Annotated in this window: 21 protein-coding genes; 17 read left to right on the top strand and 4 right to left on the bottom strand. The window is 33.9% G+C overall.

All coding sequences use genetic code 11. From position 1 onward, the window contains the following. Positions 1 to 601 precede the first annotated feature (601 nt). Positions 602 to 1,555 carry an arsenic resistance protein gene (locus E0E32_RS17000; protein WP_066186218.1) on the bottom strand — a complete coding sequence of 318 codons (954 nt, stop codon included), beginning with the start codon at positions 1,553 to 1,555 and terminating at the stop codon, positions 602 to 604. 123 nt (positions 1,556 to 1,678) lie between these two features. Here E0E32_RS17000 and E0E32_RS16995 point away from each other — a divergent pair, with 123 nt between their 5' ends. From E0E32_RS16995 to E0E32_RS16945, 11 genes are all read left to right on the top strand, one after another. Further along, complete coding sequence (locus E0E32_RS16995) at positions 1,679 to 2,233, top strand: Ada metal-binding domain-containing protein (RefSeq protein WP_078059879.1); 555 nt, start codon at positions 1,679 to 1,681, stop codon at positions 2,231 to 2,233. A gap of 200 nt (positions 2,234 to 2,433) precedes the next feature. Beyond that, a complete protein-coding gene (locus E0E32_RS22890) occupies positions 2,434 to 2,571 on the top strand; it encodes a hypothetical protein (RefSeq protein ID WP_434059219.1) in 138 nt (45 codons plus the stop codon). A gap of 99 nt (positions 2,572 to 2,670) precedes the next feature. Continuing rightward, positions 2,671 to 2,763: a DUF961 family protein gene (locus E0E32_RS22885; RefSeq protein WP_434059225.1), complete on the top strand. Its 93-nt coding sequence runs from the start codon at positions 2,671 to 2,673 to the stop codon at positions 2,761 to 2,763. A gap of 96 nt (positions 2,764 to 2,859) precedes the next feature. Continuing rightward, on the top strand, positions 2,860 to 3,309 hold the full coding sequence (locus tag E0E32_RS16985) for a MarR family winged helix-turn-helix transcriptional regulator (protein ID WP_042533119.1): 450 nt from the start codon (positions 2,860 to 2,862) through the stop codon (positions 3,307 to 3,309). 53 nt (positions 3,310 to 3,362) lie between these two features. After that, a complete protein-coding gene (locus tag E0E32_RS16980) occupies positions 3,363 to 4,409 on the top strand; it encodes a flavin-containing monooxygenase (protein WP_042533120.1) in 1,047 nt (348 codons plus the stop codon). Between the two features lie 56 nt (positions 4,410 to 4,465). Continuing rightward, positions 4,466 to 5,812 (top strand): NAD(P)-binding domain-containing protein, encoded by a 1,347-nt coding sequence (locus E0E32_RS16975; protein ID WP_235817428.1) that lies wholly within the window; start codon positions 4,466 to 4,468, stop codon positions 5,810 to 5,812. Between the two features lie 58 nt (positions 5,813 to 5,870). Next, complete coding sequence (locus E0E32_RS16970; protein WP_042533122.1) at positions 5,871 to 6,068, top strand: hypothetical protein; 198 nt, start codon at positions 5,871 to 5,873, stop codon at positions 6,066 to 6,068. Between the two features lie 88 nt (positions 6,069 to 6,156). Further along, positions 6,157 to 6,501 (top strand): ArsR/SmtB family transcription factor, encoded by a 345-nt coding sequence (locus E0E32_RS16965; protein ID WP_042533123.1) that lies wholly within the window; start codon positions 6,157 to 6,159, stop codon positions 6,499 to 6,501. A 16-nt stretch (positions 6,502 to 6,517) separates the two neighbouring features. Continuing rightward, positions 6,518 to 7,816 carry an arsenic transporter gene (locus tag E0E32_RS16960; RefSeq protein WP_042533125.1) on the top strand — a complete coding sequence of 433 codons (1,299 nt, stop codon included), beginning with the start codon at positions 6,518 to 6,520 and terminating at the stop codon, positions 7,814 to 7,816. A gap of 14 nt (positions 7,817 to 7,830) precedes the next feature. Next, positions 7,831 to 8,250 (top strand): arsenate reductase (thioredoxin), encoded by a 420-nt coding sequence (gene arsC, locus E0E32_RS16955; RefSeq protein WP_066186216.1) that lies wholly within the window; start codon positions 7,831 to 7,833, stop codon positions 8,248 to 8,250. Positions 8,251 to 8,778: 528 nt separating this feature from the next. Continuing rightward, positions 8,779 to 9,018 carry a hypothetical protein gene (locus E0E32_RS16945; protein ID WP_042533132.1) on the top strand — a complete coding sequence of 80 codons (240 nt, stop codon included), beginning with the start codon at positions 8,779 to 8,781 and terminating at the stop codon, positions 9,016 to 9,018. Positions 9,019 to 9,087: 69 nt separating this feature from the next. Here E0E32_RS16945 and E0E32_RS16940 read toward each other — a convergent pair whose 3' ends face one another. The 3 genes from E0E32_RS16940 to E0E32_RS16930 all read right to left on the bottom strand — a co-directional run bounded on the left by E0E32_RS16940 (position 9,088) and on the right by E0E32_RS16930 (position 11,562). Continuing rightward, positions 9,088 to 9,999: a C40 family peptidase gene (locus E0E32_RS16940; RefSeq protein ID WP_042533134.1), complete on the bottom strand. Its 912-nt coding sequence runs from the start codon at positions 9,997 to 9,999 to the stop codon at positions 9,088 to 9,090. A 311-nt stretch (positions 10,000 to 10,310) separates the two neighbouring features. Beyond that, entirely contained in the window at positions 10,311 to 10,658 is a 348-nt protein-coding gene (locus tag E0E32_RS16935; RefSeq protein WP_042533136.1) for an AbrB/MazE/SpoVT family DNA-binding domain-containing protein, read from the bottom strand. 298 nt (positions 10,659 to 10,956) lie between these two features. After that, a complete protein-coding gene (locus E0E32_RS16930) occupies positions 10,957 to 11,562 on the bottom strand; it encodes a YdhK family protein (protein ID WP_042533140.1) in 606 nt (201 codons plus the stop codon). A 232-nt stretch (positions 11,563 to 11,794) separates the two neighbouring features. On the opposite strand from E0E32_RS16930, the gene E0E32_RS16925 reads away from it, so the two are divergent. From E0E32_RS16925 to E0E32_RS16900, 6 genes are all read left to right on the top strand, one after another. Then, positions 11,795 to 12,064 (top strand): SHOCT domain-containing protein, encoded by a 270-nt coding sequence (locus E0E32_RS16925; protein WP_052485020.1) that lies wholly within the window; start codon positions 11,795 to 11,797, stop codon positions 12,062 to 12,064. Between the two features lie 177 nt (positions 12,065 to 12,241). Continuing rightward, positions 12,242 to 12,973 (top strand): cytochrome c biogenesis CcdA family protein, encoded by a 732-nt coding sequence (locus E0E32_RS16920; RefSeq protein WP_042533142.1) that lies wholly within the window; start codon positions 12,242 to 12,244, stop codon positions 12,971 to 12,973. A 9-nt stretch (positions 12,974 to 12,982) separates the two neighbouring features. Next, positions 12,983 to 14,371 (top strand): sensor histidine kinase, encoded by a 1,389-nt coding sequence (locus E0E32_RS16915; protein WP_042533144.1) that lies wholly within the window; start codon positions 12,983 to 12,985, stop codon positions 14,369 to 14,371. Then, positions 14,364 to 15,038 carry a response regulator transcription factor gene (locus E0E32_RS16910; RefSeq protein WP_066186214.1) on the top strand — a complete coding sequence of 225 codons (675 nt, stop codon included), beginning with the start codon at positions 14,364 to 14,366 and terminating at the stop codon, positions 15,036 to 15,038. Before E0E32_RS16915 ends, E0E32_RS16910 begins: the two co-directional genes overlap by 8 nt. 100 nt (positions 15,039 to 15,138) lie before the next feature. Beyond that, on the top strand, positions 15,139 to 17,268 hold the full coding sequence (locus E0E32_RS16905; RefSeq protein WP_042533148.1) for a copper-translocating P-type ATPase: 2,130 nt from the start codon (positions 15,139 to 15,141) through the stop codon (positions 17,266 to 17,268). Between the two features lie 829 nt (positions 17,269 to 18,097). After that, entirely contained in the window at positions 18,098 to 19,624 is a 1,527-nt protein-coding gene (locus E0E32_RS16900) for a multicopper oxidase family protein (RefSeq protein WP_042533150.1), read from the top strand. The last annotated feature ends 84 nt before the right edge of the window (positions 19,625 to 19,708 follow it).

The raw sequence follows: 19,708 nt of genomic DNA, 5'->3' as shown, positions 1-19,708 counted from the left end.
ATCTAAACAGGTTCAAAATGTGATATGGGCAACTGGTTATCGCAATGATTATTCATGGATACAAATCGAAGGAGCTTTAAGTAGTCACGGGAGACCGTTACACTGTTTTGGTGTTACTAATGTAGTTGGATTGTATTTCATAGGGCTAAGCTGGCAGAGTAAAAGAAGCTCAGCCCTTCTATATGGTGTTAGTGATGATGCAAAATATATAGCTGAAAAAATTCAGCAGCAAGAAATGTAAAAGCAAAAACTATCGAGATATTATTATGAGCAAATTAAGGAAACTTTCATTATAGTTAAATTTGCTATTAATTATAACATGTATATATAGGCAGTAACTTAAGGTCAGTAAAAGCTATAGATTTGAATAGATGTAAAGAAAATTACATATATCTATAATCACACCTAAAACGTCATCTGTCGGTAAATACCGTTCAAATGACGTTTTAAGTGTGATTATCTAATGAGAAATCAAGTGATTTAATGTGAACTTTCTTTGCTATCGGTTCTCTCTTTTTATGCAATTTAATAAATAGAAAGATGAGATAAGAAAATATAGAACCTCGAAAGGAGATTATTCTTACATTAAACTAAAGAACATTTACTTTACTAGTTTTCTAATTCTCAATAAACTTTGAGATACTATCGCCAATACTGGTAATTCTATTAAGGGACCAATTATAAGTGCAAGAGCAATTAGTGGTTGGTCTGGGAAAGCTGTTACTACTATTGCTAAAGCAACAGGTGAATTTCTTGCAATAGTTGTCATATTTAAACTTACTGTATCTTCATAGCTAAACTTAAATACTTTTCCTACCGTTTGAGCAACAAAAAAGTTTATTATGAAAAATAGTAAAAGTGGAATAAGGATTAAAAAGATCACTTCCAAATTATTTATTAAATAATAGCCTTGCGAGGCAAACATTGCTACAATAGCTAAACACAAAAATACAATTTGTGATAAGGAAAAAAATGGAATTAATTTCTTTTCTAAGAATGCCTTCTTCTTATTAAATAAATAACGTGTTATATTGGCTAGTAAAAATGGGACAAATAAGACAAAGATGACACTTTCTATTATAGTGGATAACCCAACTGTCTCCATTGTGCCTGCAAAAATGAATAAATAAGCCGGCAGCAACATAACTTGCAAAATTAAGTTAACTGGTAATACCGATGTGGAAAGAGACATATTCCCTCTCGCAATGGATGTAAAGATTAAATACCAATCTGTACATGGAGTAACAAGAAATAAAATAAAACCGAGCCATAAAGCTGGATGATCAGATAAAAAAATTGCTCCTAATCCCCATGCTAACATTGGTGTCCATACAAAATTAAGTACAGTACTTGTACCTAAGAATTTTACGTTTTTTAAAGCAGCTTTAAGGTTTTGTAATGGAATAGTTAAAAATAACCCATACAGCATGAATAATAAAAATGGAAGAATAAAAGTTTCTGCATTCTTTTCAAAGATACTATACTGTCCTAAAAATAGTCCTACTCCTACAGCTATCAAAATCACTACGGATTGAAATTTTTCAATAAAATTCATATAATAATCTCCTTCACATAATGGAGGTAGATGTGCACAACCGACCTTTTGTTTTAACTGTACATGAACTTTTAAAATATAGCATTATAGATATTGACTCCGAATTTAGAAGGAGAGATTGAATTGAACAAGGAACAATGGAAAGCAATCAAAAATAACGATGAAAAATATGATGGTATGTTTTATTATGCCTTATCGACAACCAAAACAGTGTGTCGTCCTTCTTGTACAGCTAGAACTCCTAACCCAAAACATGTCATTATCTATAAAGATTTAAATTCAGCTATTAACGAAGGATTCAGACCTTGTACTAGATGTAAGTCAAATCAAATGGATTGGCTAGGATATAAAGAGGAAATCACAAAAGATGTACTGAAATATATACAAGAACACTATAAAGAAAAGATAACTTTAAAATTGCTAGGTAATATTTTGAATAAAAATCCCTACTATATACAACGTAGTTTTAAAGAAATAAAGGGAAAAACTCCCTTAAATTATATACACGAACTAAGAATGGAAGAAGCCAAAAGGTTATTTTTCTTTAAAGAATTATCAATAACAGATATTGCCTTAGAAGTTGGGTATAGTGACAGTACTCAATTCTCTGTAAAGTTTAAAAGACATCAGGGAGTCTCGCCAACTAATTATAGAAATTCATTATTGGAAAAACAATAGTAATCAAAACAGACTACATGTTTTTATAGAATTATAAACCTTTATTACAAAACCAATAAATACACTTAAAACGTCATTTGATCGGTATTAACCGACAGATGGCTTTTTTGATGTTAGCTAAAAAATAATAGGAGTGATTTACAATGAACGTTTCTCATTCTCGTCCTCTCCTTGTTCTAGTTTTTTTGTAGCTCTATTAAATGAAAAATAAAATTATGAAGAAAAGAGGTAATCTAGATGTAATTAAAATATGTGATTCCGAACATGGAAAAAAACTTTGGAACTATGGAATTGCAGGAGAAGGTCAGATGAACAAAGTTGCATTAACTTACATATGAAAACATTTTTTCGACGCTATAACCTTTATTGGGATATTTAGCGAGCGGATGATATTGAAGTAAGAAGTTGAAGAACAATTTTTAAAAGCCGAACGAGAAATAAAATTAGTCAATGCACATATTACCGCAGAAGGTTATACAATCGAAGATCATGGTTTTACAAATTACATTTTACATGCTATGGCAACTTGATTATGTTAAACTTTAACCTATTAAAGTTCAATTAATAAAATTTACTTGCATTTTGCAAATAAATATTGTATAACAAATAAAAGAGGTGATTTAAATATGGAAAATACTCGTGACCTTTTTCAAATGATAACACGTCGATTTGGTCTTTTGAATAAAAATTGTTGTTCAGCAGATGGACTTGATATCTCATTAATTCAAAGCCATATTCTTTATGAAATCAATCGTCAACTCGCTCCGTCTGTCCAAGAAGTTGCAGAAGCCTTAGGGACGGATATTACTACTTTTAGTCGTCAGGTTCAATCTTTAATAAAAATGAATTTAGTTAATAAGACACCAAGTCTAAATGATCGCCGTATTCATACGCTTGAGTTAACGGCGGAAGGAACGAATATAGCTGAAATCATTGACGAACAGATAAATACTTATTTAGAAGAAATATTTGCCCATATGACTGATTTTGAAAAAGAAACGGTGCTTCGCTCTATTCAGCTACTTAATAATACAATGGGTAAAATTGGTTCTTGCTGTGCTCCTGCTCCAAGATAGATAAATTTATAAAAAAATAATGCTTGCATTTTGCAAATAAAAGGAGGAACAAAATGATTTATGACTCTATCATCATTGGTGGAGGACAGGCTGGCCTTGCGTCGGGGTATTACTTAACAAAATACGGATTGAATTATTTAATACTTGAGGCAAATACGCAAGCAACTGGTTCATGGTCTTATTATTATGATAGTTTAAAGCTCTTTTCTCCTGCACGTTTATCTTCTTTACCAGGCATGAGAATGAAAAATGACAAGCGAGGTTATCCAACCAAAAAAGATGTTATAAGTTACTTGAACACCTACACCAAACGTTTTAAATTGCCCATCTTAACTAATCAACGGGTTTATGAGGTCAGTCGTAACCAAAAAGGATTTTCTATTGAAACTTCTGACGGAAAATCCTATAAAGCAAAAACGATTATTAATGCTACCGGTTCTTTTCATAATCCTTATTTACCACAAATGAATGGCATGAATACTTTTCGTGGCAATTATCTTCATTCTTCTTCCTATCAAAAGCCTGATCAGTATATTGGTCAAAGAGTAATCGTTGTTGGAAGTGGAAACTCAGCTGTTCAGATTGCTATGGAATTATCAGAAGTGAGTAACACTACACTTGCAGTTCGTAAGTCTGTGCAGTTAGTAAAACAAAAAATATTAGGAATAGATTTACACTATTGGGTGAAGGCAATCGGCTTTGATAAGTTTCCTTTCTGGAGGTTCGGAAAAGCAGTTCCAATTCCTAGCTCAACAGTTGATTTGGCTGGATACAAAGAAAAGTTAGAAGTTGGTAACCCTAATCAAAAAAAGATGTTCGAACGTTTCTATTCTGATGGTGTTGTCTGGTCAGAAGGCAACCAAGAGCCTGTAGACACTGTGATTTTCGCTACAGGATATCGTTCTGATTTTGGATATCTAAAGACAATAGAAAAATTTGATGTGGAGGGAAGACCACTACAGAAAGCTGGTATCAGTCAAAATACTCCCGGACTTTATTATGTTGGACTTGAAGGGCAACGATCTTTTTCTTCTGCGACATTAAGAGGGGGAGGCTCTGATAGTAAGTTCGTAATAAAGCATATAAAACAGAATTTATAAAGAAGATAGGATAACAATGGAGAAATAATTAGTGAAAATTTAGGAGGATGATGAACGTGAAACCTATAGAAATTAAAACAAATTGTTGTCAACCGCAAGAAGAACTACAACAAGTAAGCAATCATCAATATAACAAACATTTACCTATTGCAGTCATTGGTGCTGGACCAGTAGGTCTTGCCGCGACAGCCCATTTAGTTAGTTACGACCAACCTTTTATTTTATTAGAATCCGGCTCTAAAGTGGGAGAGAATATTTTAACATGGGGGCATGTCCAAGTCTTTTCACCTTGGAAATATAATATTGATAAGACGGCATTGAAGCTTCTTAAAAAACAAGATTGGAATGTACCGAATCAAAATGAATTACCTACTGGTAAAGAGTTAGTTGACCAATACTTAAAACCGTTATCGAATACACCAGAAATCAAAAATTCTTTGTTTATGAATACTAAGGTTATTTCCATTAGCCGCAAAAATACAGATAAAATGAAAACAGCTAATCGAGATCAACAACCTTTTGTGATTTATGCAGAACAAGGTAACGAACTGGTACAATTTGAAGCAAGAGCAGTCATAGATGCGACCGGAACTTGGGGAAACCCTAATCCTGCAAATTCAAATGGAATATGGTTAAAAGAAGAGAAAGATATAAAAAATCAAATTTTCTATGGCATTCCAGATATTCTTGGTAAAGATAAGGACCGTTATCTAAACAAACGTGTTGCTGTTGTCGGAAGTGGTCATTCTGCTATTAATTCGTTATTGGAATTAGCAAAATTAAAAGAAGAACATCCTGCAACGGAAATTATATGGATTTTAAGGAAAAACAGCGTAAAAGATGCATTTGGAGGAGAAGAACTGGATGCACTTGAGGCAAGAGGAGCATTAGGAAGTCATATACACAATTTAGTAGATGCAAATACATTTGAAGTAATTACTCCTTTTAGAATTCAACGTATACATGAAAAAGAAGGCAAAATAGAGCTTATAGGAGAATCGAAAGGAGAGTTAACAACGATTTCAGATATAGATGAGATGGTTGTTAATACTGGCAATCGTCCAGACTTCTCCAATTCAAGTGAGCTGAGAACCCGTATTGATACAGCAACAGAAAGTGTTAAAGACCTTGCACCTTTAATTGATCCAAATATACACAGTTGCGGAACAGTACGCCCGCATGGAGAAAAAGAATTGCGACAACCTGAAAAGGATTTTTATATCGTGGGAGCAAAAAGTTATGGTCGGGCACCAACATTCCTAATGGCAACTGGACATGAACAGGTTCGATCCATTGTAGCTTATTTATCGGGGGATTATGAAGCCTCTGAGAAAGTCGAACTGGAATTACCTGAAACTGGTGTATGTAGTACGAATTTAAATGCTGCCAATTCGTGTTGCTGAAATAAAAAACAAAGGGAAAGTATCATTTACTTTCCCTCCCTTTTTGGAGGTGGTCTGAATGATTATTAATAAAGGCGGAGATTTAAGCAAAGAATACTTTATGGCATATTTTTCTTTGCTTATGAACAGCAGACAATGTACTTTAGAGAAGGCAAAGGAAATCACGTTTGATCGTCTATTTCGCAATGATGAAAATACGTTTGGAAACATTTCTTTTCAACATTTTATGGAAGCCTATGAGGAATTAAAAGAATAGGAAATAAGATTGCACTAAATTTTTTATTTGAATATATAAGTGTATAGTTATATACTTATATTATTATTTCATAAAAAGGGGGATTTAAATGCTGCAAACTACAATTGAATTGGAGAAAGCTGCTGGTATTTTAAAATTACTTGGCGATAAAACAAGGCTGACTATGCTGAAATTAATTAATGAACAAACTTGTTGTGTTTGTGAGTTCGTTGAAATATTTCAGTCCAGTCAACCATCCATTAGCCAACATTTACGCAAACTGAAAGATTTGGGGTTAGTGAAGGAAGAAAGAAAAGGACAATGGATATTTTATACGGTTAATAGTAAGAGTGAGTATTATTCATTTATCAAACCGATTTTGAATCAATTACCCGATCAAGATGATAAATTAAAAGAACTGGAAGAGAAAGGCACACGAATTTCTTGTTGTTAGGTTTGGAGGTCTTATTTTGTCAGCAACACTTATACTCGCCATTATAATATTTGTTTTAACCCTAGTCCTAGTCATTTGGCAGCCAAAGAATTTAAATATTGGATGGTCTGCCATGGGAGGAGCTATTATTGCTTTACTCGTAGGAGTAGTGGGATTTAGTGATGTACTTGAAGTTATTGGCATCACTTGGAATGCAACATTATCATTTGTCGCCATTATTCTTATTTCATTAGTATTAGATGAAATTGGATTATTTGAATGGGCAGCATTACATATGGCACGGATAGCAAAAGGGCATGGAATAAAGATGTTTGTATATATTAGCATTTTGGGTGCAATTGTCGCAGCTTTATTTGCGAATGATGGTGCAGCACTCATTCTAACACCGATTGTACTTGCGATGGTACGTCATTTGAATTTCAAAGAAAAAATGATTTTTCCATTTATCATGGCAAGTGGGTTTATCGCTGATACGACATCTTTACCGTTTATTGTTAGTAATTTAGTTAACATCGTTTCAGCCGATTTCTTTGGTATCGGTTTTGTCGAATATGCTTCTAGAATGATTATTCCAAATTTATTCTCTTTAATCGCAACGATTTCGGTATTATTAATTTATTTTAGAAAAAACATACCTAGAGATTATGATGTATCAAAATTAAGAACACCAAATGAGGCGATCAGGGACTTAAAAATGTTTCGCCTATCATGGCTTATACTTGGTATATTAGTAATTGGGTACTTTACGAGTGAATTTGTTAATGTACCTGTTTCTATTATTGCTGGGGTCATTGCGATTTTCTTTATTTTGATGGCAAGACGCAGTACCGCTGTTAATACAAAAGAAGTAATTAAAGGGGCACCATGGAATATTGTATTCTTCTCCATTGGAATGTACGTGGTGGTCTATGGATTAGGGAATGCAGGGCTTACATCGGCACTTGCAAGTATGATTCAAACCGTAGCTGACCAAGGTTTATTTGTTGGAACGGTTGCCATGGGATTTATTGCAGCATTCCTATCCTCCATTATGAATAACATGCCTACCGTAATGATTAATGCATTAGCCATTGCGGAAACAAATACATCTGGTGTGTTACGTGAAGCACTTATTTATGCGAATGTAGTTGGATCAGATTTAGGTCCCAAAATCACACCGATTGGTTCTCTGGCAACATTAGTATGGCTGTATGTATTATCACAAAAAGGCGTTAAGATTTCATGGGGAACTTATTTTAAAACAGGTATTATTTTAACCCTTCCTATCTTATTGATTACATTAGTAGGACTATATTTAACACTGATTCTATTTTAACAAGGAGAATGATTATGTCTAAAAAAACAATTTATTTCTTATGCACTGGAAACTCTTGCAGAAGCCAAATGGCTGAAGGCTGGGCGAAAAAATATCTTGGAGATGCTTGGGAAGTGAAAAGTGCAGGTATTGAGGCACATGGTTTAAATCCCAATGCAGTAAAGGCAATGCAAGAGGTCAATATTGATATTTCGAACCAAACATCTGATATTATCGACCCGGAAATCTTAAACAATGCGGACTTTGTAGTCACTTTATGCGGAGACGCTGCGGATAAATGTCCAATGACACCGCCACAAGTGAAACGTGACCATTGGGGTTTTGATGATCCAGCCAAAGCTCAAGGGAATGAAGAAGAAAAATGGATTGTATTTCAACGGGTTCGTGATGAAATAGGGAAAAGAATCAAACGTTTTGCTGAAACAGGAGAATAGTATATGTATATGTTTATTTCATATTGAAAGGTGAAAACTAGATGATTGTAGAATAAAGAGGAATCGTTTCATAAAAAATATATGTTATCTAGTGAACTTGCCTATTATGTAAAAGATAATGCTTTGCCCTTAATTGATCAAGAATATGCTTTTTCTGAGTTAATCAACCCTGTATAAAGAGAACCAAATAAAGGCCTGGGTAACAGTGAGATATTTAGATTAGACAATAAAGGCAGTGCAATTTTCACAGTATGAATTGACCTTGGAGAAAGATAGGAACTGGTTGATTATAGAGTGAAAATAATCATTTTTTATTATTCTTCGTTATAACTAGATAAAAAAGATGATTCTAATAATAGGAAACCCACATGGATTCATTGTTTTTTATTTATAGGTCTGCCTTATGCAGTTAAACGAATACTTGTTTTAAATTCCTTTTTTATGCTGACTTTCCGTTTTAAGGCACGATATAATTAAATAAAATTATGTGTATGTGCTAGGAAATAGGTTAATTGAAGGAGGAATTAGATGGTTAAAGATAATGAAAAAGGCCGCTTATTAACACATGAATTGAATCGGAAATTGTATTTTGCGGAAATGGAAGAAAAATTGGTTAAGGTCACTTACTGTTTGATGGCAGATGACCTGTATACGGTAGATCATGCTATTCCTGAATTAATAAAAATAATTAACTTATTAGAACAAGAGCAGAGAGCTATCATGAATAGTATTATTTGTATAGAGAAGCAAATAAAAATAGAAAATTGACAAAAGTGTGAGAGTATTATAAAAGCCATCAAATTATGATGGCTCATTTTTTGTTTCAATCGTTTTTTATTATCTATAAGATTTTGCACCAATATAGTGACTTTGCCAGTAATCAATGCTAATATCTGCTACGACAACCCCATTATCTCCGGAATGAATCATTTGATTGTTTCCAATATAGATACCGCTATGGGACGCACCTTGTACGTCATAAGTACCTTCAAAGAATACAACATCCCCCACACTAGGAGAGTTAACACGTACACCAGTATTTACCCAATTATCACGGTGTGTACGAGCAACATCAATGCCTACTTGATTAAATACATATTGAATAAAACCGCTACTATCTAATCCGGAAGCAGTAGTTCCACCCCATACATAAGGTGTTCCGAGAACACTCTCTGCTGCAGCAACAATATTATCATGACTAGGGGAAATAGCTGCCGATTCGCTTGATTCACTAGATACATTTGTGTTAGTTAATTCATTGGAATTTCCAGTCTCTTCAAGGGCAAGTTCCTCATCATTAGTCTCAGATATGGTGTCTTGAGGTAAAGAAGGTGTATCAGCAGGTAATGCTAATGCATTCTTTGTATTTGACCCAATAATACCATCTACTTGCAAACCTTGATCCGCTTGGAAATCTCTCACTGCTTGTGCAGTAATATCACCAAAAACCCCATCTACTTGATAAGAATAGTAACCAAGTGATTGTAGAGTATTTTGTACATGTTCTACCTCAGATCCTACACTGCCTTGTTGGAGTATAGATGTGTTTACAATTTCAGTTGTAGTTGGTGGTTGCTGCTCTACTTGAAAATTGGATAAGTTGCTTTCTTCAATAGAAATATCGCCTTTAGAAGAGCCTTCGCCAGCGCTTGCAAACACACTATCTCCTAAAAATGGAGTTAATGCTATAGAAGTAGCAAGTGCACTTGAAAGTACATATTTTTTCACTCTAAGATTGGGTGTTGCCATAAGTGTTCCTCCTTTTAATGTTAGAAATTCTAGTTATTTTGTAGTTAAGTTTGAAATTCTATGTAATAGATTTTTCGCTCTTAAATAGATTTTAGCATGTGCATATCACAATAGAAATCATAAAAAAATTACATAAAGATTACAAAATGTGATCATATGTTACAGTATTGTATAAAGATTATAACAATAATCGACAGTATTTTATTTTTATGAAGCCTCTTTCGTGTACCTCGTAAAGTTCTAAAAAATTGATAGAAGAAGGAAACGTTTTGAAAACAACTGTCTTTAGCTTGACGATTGAATTGCCTATCTCATGATTGTTTTCTCAACAAAACGATTTGCTTCTCTCTATTAAGGTATAGGCTAAAAATGTCGCCTATTTCCAAATTGAGAAATTTAATAAATTCTTTTGGTACTCTAAATGAGCCTCTTTCATTTAATATCATTATATTTTCTATTGAATTTCCACTAAATTTTTGCACTATTAATTCATTAGATTTATGTTTTGAACTAATTATCACCTCATCTCCAGGGCTTAAGTTTAAAATATCTCTAATGGGTTTTGGAATAGTAACAGAATAACTACTGGTTATCATACAATGTAATCCAGTTGGATTTATTTGGGGATTTTTTTCATTTATAGGACATGAATCGTACATAAATTTAACACTCCATTTGAATATATTTTTTTAATAGTAATGGGAAGTTATGCAGATTCTTTGCAGAATAAAAAATTATAGAAATAATTTTCTTGTCAAATATCAAATCCTTTTATCGTATTCAATAAAAGAAGACAAAAAATTACAGAAGATATCTTTTATAGAAGATTTCTTCTGTAATTTGCTTATAACCCTTCAAAAGGAGGGGACATCTTCCTCCTCTTGAATATATTTTTAAATGGGATTGTATTGTTTACAAAAAGGTGAGTTAGAAATTATATGCTAGTTAATTCTAATTTCATTCTACTGAGGATAATTCACTTTCTGTTACCCATTTGTGGTTTGTGACTTCTTCTCCATTTGTAGTTAAAACAAAATCTACCATATATACCGTGGTTTCTTCTGCTGAATCAATTTCAGCTGTTGCCCCATTCATGCCTTCCATATGATCAGCATTTATAATAGCTTCATCACCAGATTCTAACGGTGTTTCACTAGGGTCTTCTAATTCTTCATGAATGACCCACTTATGATTGGTTATTTTCTCACCACCTGTTGTGGGTATATAAGAAACTGTATAAACTGTGGTATCGTAGGCTCCTACTATTGTTGCCTCAGCACCTTTCATACCTTCCATGTGATCCGATTCAATTATAGCTTGACTGCCAACTTCATAAGTTGGATTGTTTGCTTCCTTTAAACCTTCGGGTACATCTCCAGAGCCAGACATATGCATTTCGGAATGGTCCATGCCTTCCATATCGTCCTGTGTACTTTCCTCGGAGTTTTGTTCCGTGTTATTTTCATTATTTGTATCTTCCGTTTCCGTTTCTCCCGCACATGCGGATAGTACGGAGATTGTAAATAAAGATACTAACCCTATTATAATTTTTTTAATTGCCATTTAATGTTGCTCCTTTCATTATTTTGAATTCATTGTTACAGTACCCTATTATTTTGCAGTTTATGTGCAGATTGTCTAAAGTTCTAAAGATTATTTAATATTTATCTGATATAAAGTAAAGATTCAGCTTTGTAAAACAGGGGAATTCATTTTTCTTGGCAGGCCTGCATATTTTCTTGATAAATAAAAGCTATAATAAATGATAATAGACCAAATGAGAAGGTGATGTAAATTGCATATGATGAATGGGTATGGATCATTTTGGACAGTGATTCTAATGATTATTTTCTGGATAGGATTAATTAGTTTTGGTATTTTTTTAATAGCAAGTTTTATTAAAGGAGATAAAAAGAGAACACCATTACAAATAATTAAAGAACGCTTAGCTAAAGGTGAAATTAACGAGTTGGAATATGAACGACTAAAATCAATAATAAAGGAAAAAAAGAGTAATGATTTGAAAGTGAACAGTAGTATAAGTGAAGGTGATGTAGATAGTTAGCTTTACCATCCTAACAAATATACTTTTTCTTAAACATGTCTTTGCAACGGTATATTATCAAGATAGCCTCATTCTCATTTTTTCGGAGCGACACATATATCAAGAAGTTAAAGAAAAAATCATTTAATTATTACCAAGGTCAAGTGATAAAATTATTATATAGTGAGTTGAATATATATGTTTGAACTATTTAACCAGATAAGTAACACATTAATGGAACCAATAATAGATCTCGCTAATGGTTTAGAACATTTACCATTATTATTTGCCTTTTTTCTTGGGGTGATTGGAGCTCTTGCACCTTGTCAGCTTACAAGTAACCTCAGTGCAATTACGATTTATGGTAATAAATCATTAGTTGATAAAGTTCCATGGTTGCATGTATTGTTATTTGTCTTAGGGAAGGTCGTAGTTTATTCTATACTAGGGATTATTGTTTGGTTGTTAGGTAGAGAGGTATATAGCACGCTTTCACAAATTCTACCCATTATACGTAAAGCAATAGGTCCAATGCTAATTATAGTAGGGTTATTTATGATTGGGATATTTCAATGGAAGAAAACATGGCGTATTTTTCATTTTCCCACAAAGGTACTTAAAGATAGTTATTTAGGCAGCTTTTTAATGGGAGTAAGTTTTACATTAGCTTTTTGCCCAACCATGTTTGTGCTCTTTCTTTTAACATTAATGCCAATTGTATTGATAACTTCGTATGGTGCAGTCCTTCCAGCTGTGTTTGGAATTGGCACTTCTCTTCCGCTATTGATTGTTATATTTTTAATTTGGTATTTTGGTGCAAGTGGTGCCATATTAAAAAGAAGTAGAAAAATAGGAGCTGTCACCCAAAAGATTGCTGGTTTGTTACTTTTAATTCTTGGTGTGTTGGATACACTTACTTATTGGTTATAGAGGTGTAGTATGTTTAATAAATTATCTTTTAAAATTGGATTACTGTTTTTTGTATTTATTCTGGTTATTGAATCTTTTTTGTTTTTTATTTTATATACGAACCTAGTAAATGATCGTATTGATGAAGTTATGAATAGTCTGCTGGCACGCGGGAACACACATCGTGACGTTTTAGAAGATCATTTCGATCAACCTACATTAGAACATGTCGGTATTATGGAATCAGCGTCTGAATTTATCGTTATCATTACAAATGAGAAAGGTGAGATTATTATTTCATCTGACCCTGTAAAACAAGAAATGATTAATGTGGTAGAACATACTAATGATGAAGAAATACCTACAGAAGGTAAAATAGTTGAAGATAGGTGGAGTGAAGGAAATTATATCGTGACAGATAGTCCGATTACAATAAGCGGGGAACATAAGGGGCATGTGTTTATGTTTGCCGATACAAGTTATGTAAAAAGAACAGTTGATCAGCTTAGCAATCAGTTTTTGATAATTAGCTTTATCACTGTGTTGTTAACAATTATGACTATATTTATTTTGTCTCGATTTATTACACAACCGTTAATTAAAATGAAAGAAGAGACAGAACAATTAAGTAAGGGAAGACACAATATAGCACTACATACAAAAAGGAAAGATGAATTAGGTGAATTAGCTAATTCCATCACCAAGCTATCACAGGAGTTGAAAGAACTAAAACAGGCTAGAAATGAGTTCCTGGCCAGTGTGTCACATGAGCTGCGGACGCCATTAACATATATCAAAGGATATGCAGATATCATTAATCGTCAAGGTACGTCTGAAGAACAAGTTAAAGAATATGTTGAAATAATTCGAGAAGAAACAGAGCAATTAACGGTATTAATTAAGAACTTATTTGAATTAGCTAAAATAGATCAAAATAATTTTCGGATTAGACGCGAACGAGTGAATTTATGTGAGCTTATTCAAAGAATAATTGAACGTATTCGACCAGCGTTAGCTGAGAAAAAAATATTACTTCATGTGAATTGCCTTGATGAAATAAAAGCTTATATTGATCCAGAACGTTTTCAACAAGTGTTAATAAATATCCTAGATAATGCGAAAAAGCATTCTAAGGAAGGTTCAAAAATCTTAATAGAGGTAAAGCAGACTGATCAGTATATCATTATTACAACTACAGATGATGGAGAAGGAATTCCTGCACAAGATCTTCCATATATATTTGACCGGTTATACCGTGTGGAAAAATCACGTTCAAGACAAAGTGGAGGAACTGGGCTAGGTCTAGCTATTTCAAAAGAAATTATTGAATCCCATGGTGGTAGTATTGAAGCAAAAAGCGAAATAGGACTGGGCACAAGTATCATTATCAAGTTGGCAAGGGGGAAAAGAAATGAATAAAGTTCTTATCGTTGATGATGAGAAGCGAATGTTAGATTTAATTGCGTTGTATTTACAACCTCATAAATATGTTTGTAAAGAAGCATTAGGTGCTACTGAAGCATTGTCCTATATAAATCAAGAAACATTTGACATTGTTTTACTAGATATTATGATGCCTGAGATGGATGGATGGGAATTATGCCAAGAAATTAGAGGCATTTCTGATGTACCAATTATAATGTTAACTGCCCATGACCAACATGAGGATATTGTAAAAGGATTGCGGTTAGGTGCAGACGATTATATCACAAAGCCATTTAACGAAGAAGAATTATTGGCTAGGATGTCAGCTATATTACGTAGAAGAGAACCAAAGAGTTATATTGAGGTGAATGGTTTAATTTGGAATAGGGATCAGTTTGAATTATCCTATAAAACTAACCCAATCAAGGTAACGCCTAAAGAATTTATTATGATTGGACACTTTATGAAGAATCCGAATCAAGTATTTGCTAGGGAACATTTGATTGATTTGATTTGGGGGTTTGATTCTGAAACAGGGGGAAGAACAGTTGATTCACACGTGCGGAATATGAGAGAGAAAATCCGTCAAACAGGATTTCCAATAGATGACTATTTTAAAACTGTGTGGGGTGTAGGATATAAGTGGGTTAATAACCCTTGACAGGGGAATTTGTATGATGTCTTAGTAATAAGAAAATTACCTATTGCACACTATATAGAAAATGATCTTAACATAATTATTCACTAGGAGGATTGATAGCATGGCAAATCACGATAGTAAGAAGAATAACCAAAGCCATAGTGAACACGATGGGCACAAGCACCATAATCACGAACATCATAACCACGAGCATCATGATCATGAACACCATAGCCATGATCACCGTGAGCATCATAATCATAATGGTCATGACCATTCGGGACACGGACATGGAGGAGGACATGCCGGTCATCATGAGCATATGATAGATGATTTTAAAAAGCGTTTCTGGGTATCTTTAGTGTTAGCGATACCGATTACTTATCTGTCACCGATGATCCAAATGTTATTCAACTATGAAGTAAACTTTACGGGTAACACGATAGTACTTTTCTTACTTTCTACCATAGTGTTTTTCTATGGTGGAAAACCGTTTTTACTTGGTGCATGGGATGAAATAAAAACAAAAACACCAGGGATGATGTTGTTAATTTCACTTGCCATTGTAACAGCCTATATTTATAGCACCTTAACAGCCTTCTTGATTGATGGCAGTGACTTTTATTTTGAGGTAGCTACGTTAATTGTCATTATGTTGTTAGGTCACTGGGTAGAAATGAGGTCCATAATGGGTGCTTCAAAAGCACTCGAAGAATTAATTAAACTAATGCCAAAAGAGGCACATAAAATTGACGCGTCCGGAAATATTGTAGAAGTGTCTGTTGAAGAATTACACCCTGGAGATGAGATTCTAGTTAAATCAGGAGAAAAAATACCCATTGATGGGGAAATTTTTGAAGGAGAATCTACCGTCGACGAATCTATGTTAACAGGTGAATCCGTTCCTGTGGAAAAAGGACCTGGAATGAAAGCAATAGGTGGGGCCGTTAATGGTGAAGGTGTATTAAAAATTAAGGTAAATAAAATTGGAAATGACACGTATTTATCTCAAGTTATTCAATTAGTAAGCGAGGCGGAAAATACCAAATCAAAAGCACAGGGGTTTGCTAATATTGCAGCAAAATGGCTATTTTATGTGGCGGTGGTTGCTGGAATCATCACGATTGCTTACTGGAGTACGACAGGGGATTTTGAATTTGCGCTAGAAAGAATGGTTACCGTTCTGATTATAGCTTGCCCGCATGCACTTGGTCTGGCTATGCCTTTAGTTACTTCAAGATCAACGTCTATTGCTGCTAAGAATGGTTTGTTGATTCGTAATCGTACCCCATTTGAAAATGCTCGAAAGCTAGATCGGGTTGTATTCGATAAGACAGGCACCCTTACTGAGGGAAACTTCGGGGTTACTGATATTCATCCAAGTAACAATGTAAGTAAAGATGAATTAGTGAAGTTAGCTTATTCAGTTGAGACCCAATCCGATCATCCAATTGCAAAAGGAATTGTGAAGGAAGGAAAAAATCGTAATTTAGAGCTATATGAGGTAACGAATTATAGAAATTTAACTGGTAAAGGATTAACTGCTGATGTGAAAGGAACTGAAATCGCAGTCATTAGCCCTGGAGCGATGAAAGCGAATAATATAGATTTCGATGAAGAAACGTATGAAAAGCTAGCCCAACAAGGGAAAACAGTTGTTTTTGTATTAAGAGACAATGTATTGCAAGGAATGATTGCTTTAGCGGATATCATTCGTGAATCCTCTTATGAAGTTATCAAGCAATTAAAAGATAGTGGCATTGAAACAGTTATGATGACAGGTGATAATAATCGTGTTGCAAATTATGTAGGTGAAAAACTTGGACTATCAAAAGTTATTTCAGAGGTTCTACCACATGATAAATCGGATAATGTGAAAAAACTGAAGGAAGGTGGCAAAAAGGTTGCCATGATTGGTGACGGAATCAATGATGCGCCTGCCTTAGCTGAAGCTGATTTGGGTATTGCGATTGGTGCTGGTACAGACGTTGCAATTGAGACAGCGGATGTTGTTTTAGTAAATAGTGATCCTGTTGATATCTTAAATATTTTGAAGTTATCGAAAGCTAGTTATAGAAAAATGATACAAAACTTAGGATGGGCAGCAGGTTACAACGTGATAGCCATCCCACTAGCAGCAGGTGTATTATATAATGTCGGTATCGTTATTACACCAGCTATTGGTGCTGCTGTCATGTCATTAAGTACAATTATTTGTGCAATTAATGCCCAATTGTTGAAGATTGATTAAAATTTAGTATGAAAATGAAATATAGGTTAAGTGTTAATAGTATAATGCTATTATTATACTCGGAAAAAGCTCAATCTGTAAAGAAAAACTTTAGATGTAAAGGTTCAAAAGTTTCATTGTAAAATTTGAAAGAAGTTGTTTAAGATTAAGGTTATGAATTTAGTGTCTAAATATAAAAATGAAAAAGCTGGTTTTCCGTTAGGTGAAAATCAGTTTTTTCTAGTTGAAAGATTAAAGTAATGTGAGAAAAAGCTGACTTGGGTAAAGGTGACCGCTGCAATAGCTGATTTCGTTTTAATGGATAATGTAAATGAGTAAAATACAATCGACGAATCACTTCTGATCCACAAAGTATATTAACGCCTTTATGGAAAAAGGTTGATTGTTAATAACTTTTAACGTTCTAGTTGATTTCCGGAATAGATAAAGAAATGTACATCTATGTTTTGCATAATATTTGTAGTCCCCATATATGATTAAAGATTTATCATTAAGGTGAAGGGTTTAAAACTGTAAATGATTCTCCATTTAGATATTTTATGATTATATTTAATTATGTAATTCATCAAACATTAACTTTTTCTTGATAAATTCTCGATAGTTTTAAAATATAGTTACGTCATAAGGATAATGAATCATTAACATAAATTGGTATCAAGTATCTAATGAAAGGAGAAAAGTTAACATCTATAATCGTAATTTAAGTGATGAAACAATAATCAAATATAATTCTTGAATCAAGTAAATTGGCTAATAGTCAAGTGTTATTGAATGTTAGCCTTTAAAGATGGATTAATATGTAAAATTTTCTTAATGGGAGTTATGGTATATGAAAAGAAAATCATTATTAATAAGTTTAATTTTTTTATTGACAATACTTGTCTTATCGGCTTGTGCAGGGAATGTTGAATCACCACCTGAAGAAAACTCAGATATGGAACAAGAGTCTGATTCCATGGAAGAAGGAATGGATCATTCATCTATGGATGATGATGCAATTGAGAATGGTCATATGAGTCATGATGAGGTGGTAAGTTTAAATGGTTCAACAGGGGAAAATGAATTGAAAATACCTCCTTTGCTTGAAAGCGATAATGAAGAAGAAGTTGTATACACTGTTCGAGCACAAGAAGGAGAGACTGAAATATTCGATGGTACTAATACGAAAACATATGGATACAATGGGTCATTTTTAGGACCAGTGCTTCAATTTGAAGAAGGCGATACGGTGAAAATTAGAACGATAAATGAGTTAGATGAGGAGACAACTTTTCATTGGCACGGGCTGGAAGTATCAGGTGAAGAAGACGGTGGGCCACATAATTCATTAAAGCCAGGAGAAGAAGAGCTGATCGAATTTGAAGTGACACAAGAAGCCTCGACGTTATGGTTCCATCCCCATCCAGAAGGGAAAACCTCTGAACAGGTTTACAATGGACTTGCAGGATTGATTTATATAGAAGATGACAACTCTAAGAGTCTTGGATTGCCAAATGAGTATGGAAAGAATGATATTCCCTTGATTTTCCAAGATAAAACATTTGATGATCAGAAACAATTGAATTACAGTGCTGCTATGAATGATGATGGAACAATCGGTGATACGTCATTGGTAAACGGGACGTTAAATCCGAAGTTGACCGTAGGGAAAGAAAAGGTTCGTCTTCGTCTCTTAAATGGGTCCAATGCGAGGAATTACACTTTTAAATTGAATACAGGGGATTCCTTTGTGCAAGTTGCAACGGATGGAGGTTTCCTGAATAAACCAGTGACACTAGATGAAATTACACTGACCCCATCAGAACGGGCGGAAATAATTATTGATTTTTCGCAGCTTAACTCTGAAGATGGGTTGGCGTTAATAAATGAGGAGGATGGTTCGATCCTTTTACCATTTGAAGTTTCTGGTCAAAGTGGAGAGGATAGCAGTATTCCAGAAGAGATGAATGATATTTCAATTACAGAAGAAGAGATGAACTTACCAGTAACAAAAAACGTGGAACTCTTTGGAATGATGGATATGGTAACGATAAATGGAAAGAAATTTGATCCGGAAAGAATTGATTTCACACAAGATCAAGGGGTCACTGAAGTGTGGGAAATTTACAATAAACCTGACATGATGGGCGGAATGATTCATCCATTTCACATTCACGGAGCTCAATTTAAAATACTTTCTCGAAATGGAGAAGAACCACCAGAAAATGAGCGGGGATGGAAAGACAGTATTTCTATTGAACCAGATGAAACAGTTAAAATAGCTATACAATTCAAGCAAAAAGGCGTGTATATGTTCCATTGTCATATTCTTGAACATGAAGACAACGGCATGATGGGACAGGTGAAGGTAGAATAGAGTATGGTCCATAATATAGCGTTAGACATGTAAAAAAGAATTATTAAGCTGCCAGTGTGATTAGTTCATACTGGCAATTTTAAA

This window comes from Gracilibacillus phocaeensis (genome assembly GCF_900626275.1).
In the GTDB taxonomy this organism is placed as follows: Bacteria; Bacillota; Bacilli; order Bacillales; family Amphibacillaceae; genus Gracilibacillus; species Gracilibacillus timonensis.
The sequence above is the reverse complement of the archived record's forward strand: the minus strand, read 5'-3'. Positions and strand labels throughout refer to the sequence as shown.

Coding starts and splice junctions, on each gene's coding strand:
- E0E32_RS16940 (WP_042533134.1), bottom strand. CDS start 9,999: ATGGCAACACCCAATCTTAGAGTGAAAAAATATGTACTTTCAAGTGCA.
- E0E32_RS16965 (WP_042533123.1), top strand. CDS start 6,157: ATGCTGCAAACTACAATTGAATTGGAGAAAGCTGCTGGTATTTTAAAA.
- E0E32_RS16985 (WP_042533119.1), top strand. CDS start 2,860: ATGGAAAATACTCGTGACCTTTTTCAAATGATAACACGTCGATTTGGT.
- E0E32_RS22890 (WP_434059219.1), top strand. CDS start 2,434: ATGAAAAATAAAATTATGAAGAAAAGAGGTAATCTAGATGTAATTAAA.
- arsC (WP_066186216.1), top strand. CDS start 7,831: ATGTCTAAAAAAACAATTTATTTCTTATGCACTGGAAACTCTTGCAGA.
- E0E32_RS16915 (WP_042533144.1), top strand. CDS start 12,983: ATGTTTAATAAATTATCTTTTAAAATTGGATTACTGTTTTTTGTATTT.
- E0E32_RS16970 (WP_042533122.1), top strand. CDS start 5,871: ATGATTATTAATAAAGGCGGAGATTTAAGCAAAGAATACTTTATGGCA.
- E0E32_RS16905 (WP_042533148.1), top strand. CDS start 15,139: ATGGCAAATCACGATAGTAAGAAGAATAACCAAAGCCATAGTGAACAC.
- E0E32_RS16980 (WP_042533120.1), top strand. CDS start 3,363: ATGATTTATGACTCTATCATCATTGGTGGAGGACAGGCTGGCCTTGCG.
- E0E32_RS16935 (WP_042533136.1), bottom strand. CDS start 10,658: ATGTACGATTCATGTCCTATAAATGAAAAAAATCCCCAAATAAATCCA.
- E0E32_RS16910 (WP_066186214.1), top strand. CDS start 14,364: ATGAATAAAGTTCTTATCGTTGATGATGAGAAGCGAATGTTAGATTTA.
- E0E32_RS16930 (WP_042533140.1), bottom strand. CDS start 11,562: ATGGCAATTAAAAAAATTATAATAGGGTTAGTATCTTTATTTACAATC.
- E0E32_RS16945 (WP_042533132.1), top strand. CDS start 8,779: ATGGTTAAAGATAATGAAAAAGGCCGCTTATTAACACATGAATTGAAT.
- E0E32_RS17000 (WP_066186218.1), bottom strand. CDS start 1,555: ATGAATTTTATTGAAAAATTTCAATCCGTAGTGATTTTGATAGCTGTA.
- E0E32_RS16920 (WP_042533142.1), top strand. CDS start 12,242: ATGTTTGAACTATTTAACCAGATAAGTAACACATTAATGGAACCAATA.
- E0E32_RS16900 (WP_042533150.1), top strand. CDS start 18,098: ATGAAAAGAAAATCATTATTAATAAGTTTAATTTTTTTATTGACAATA.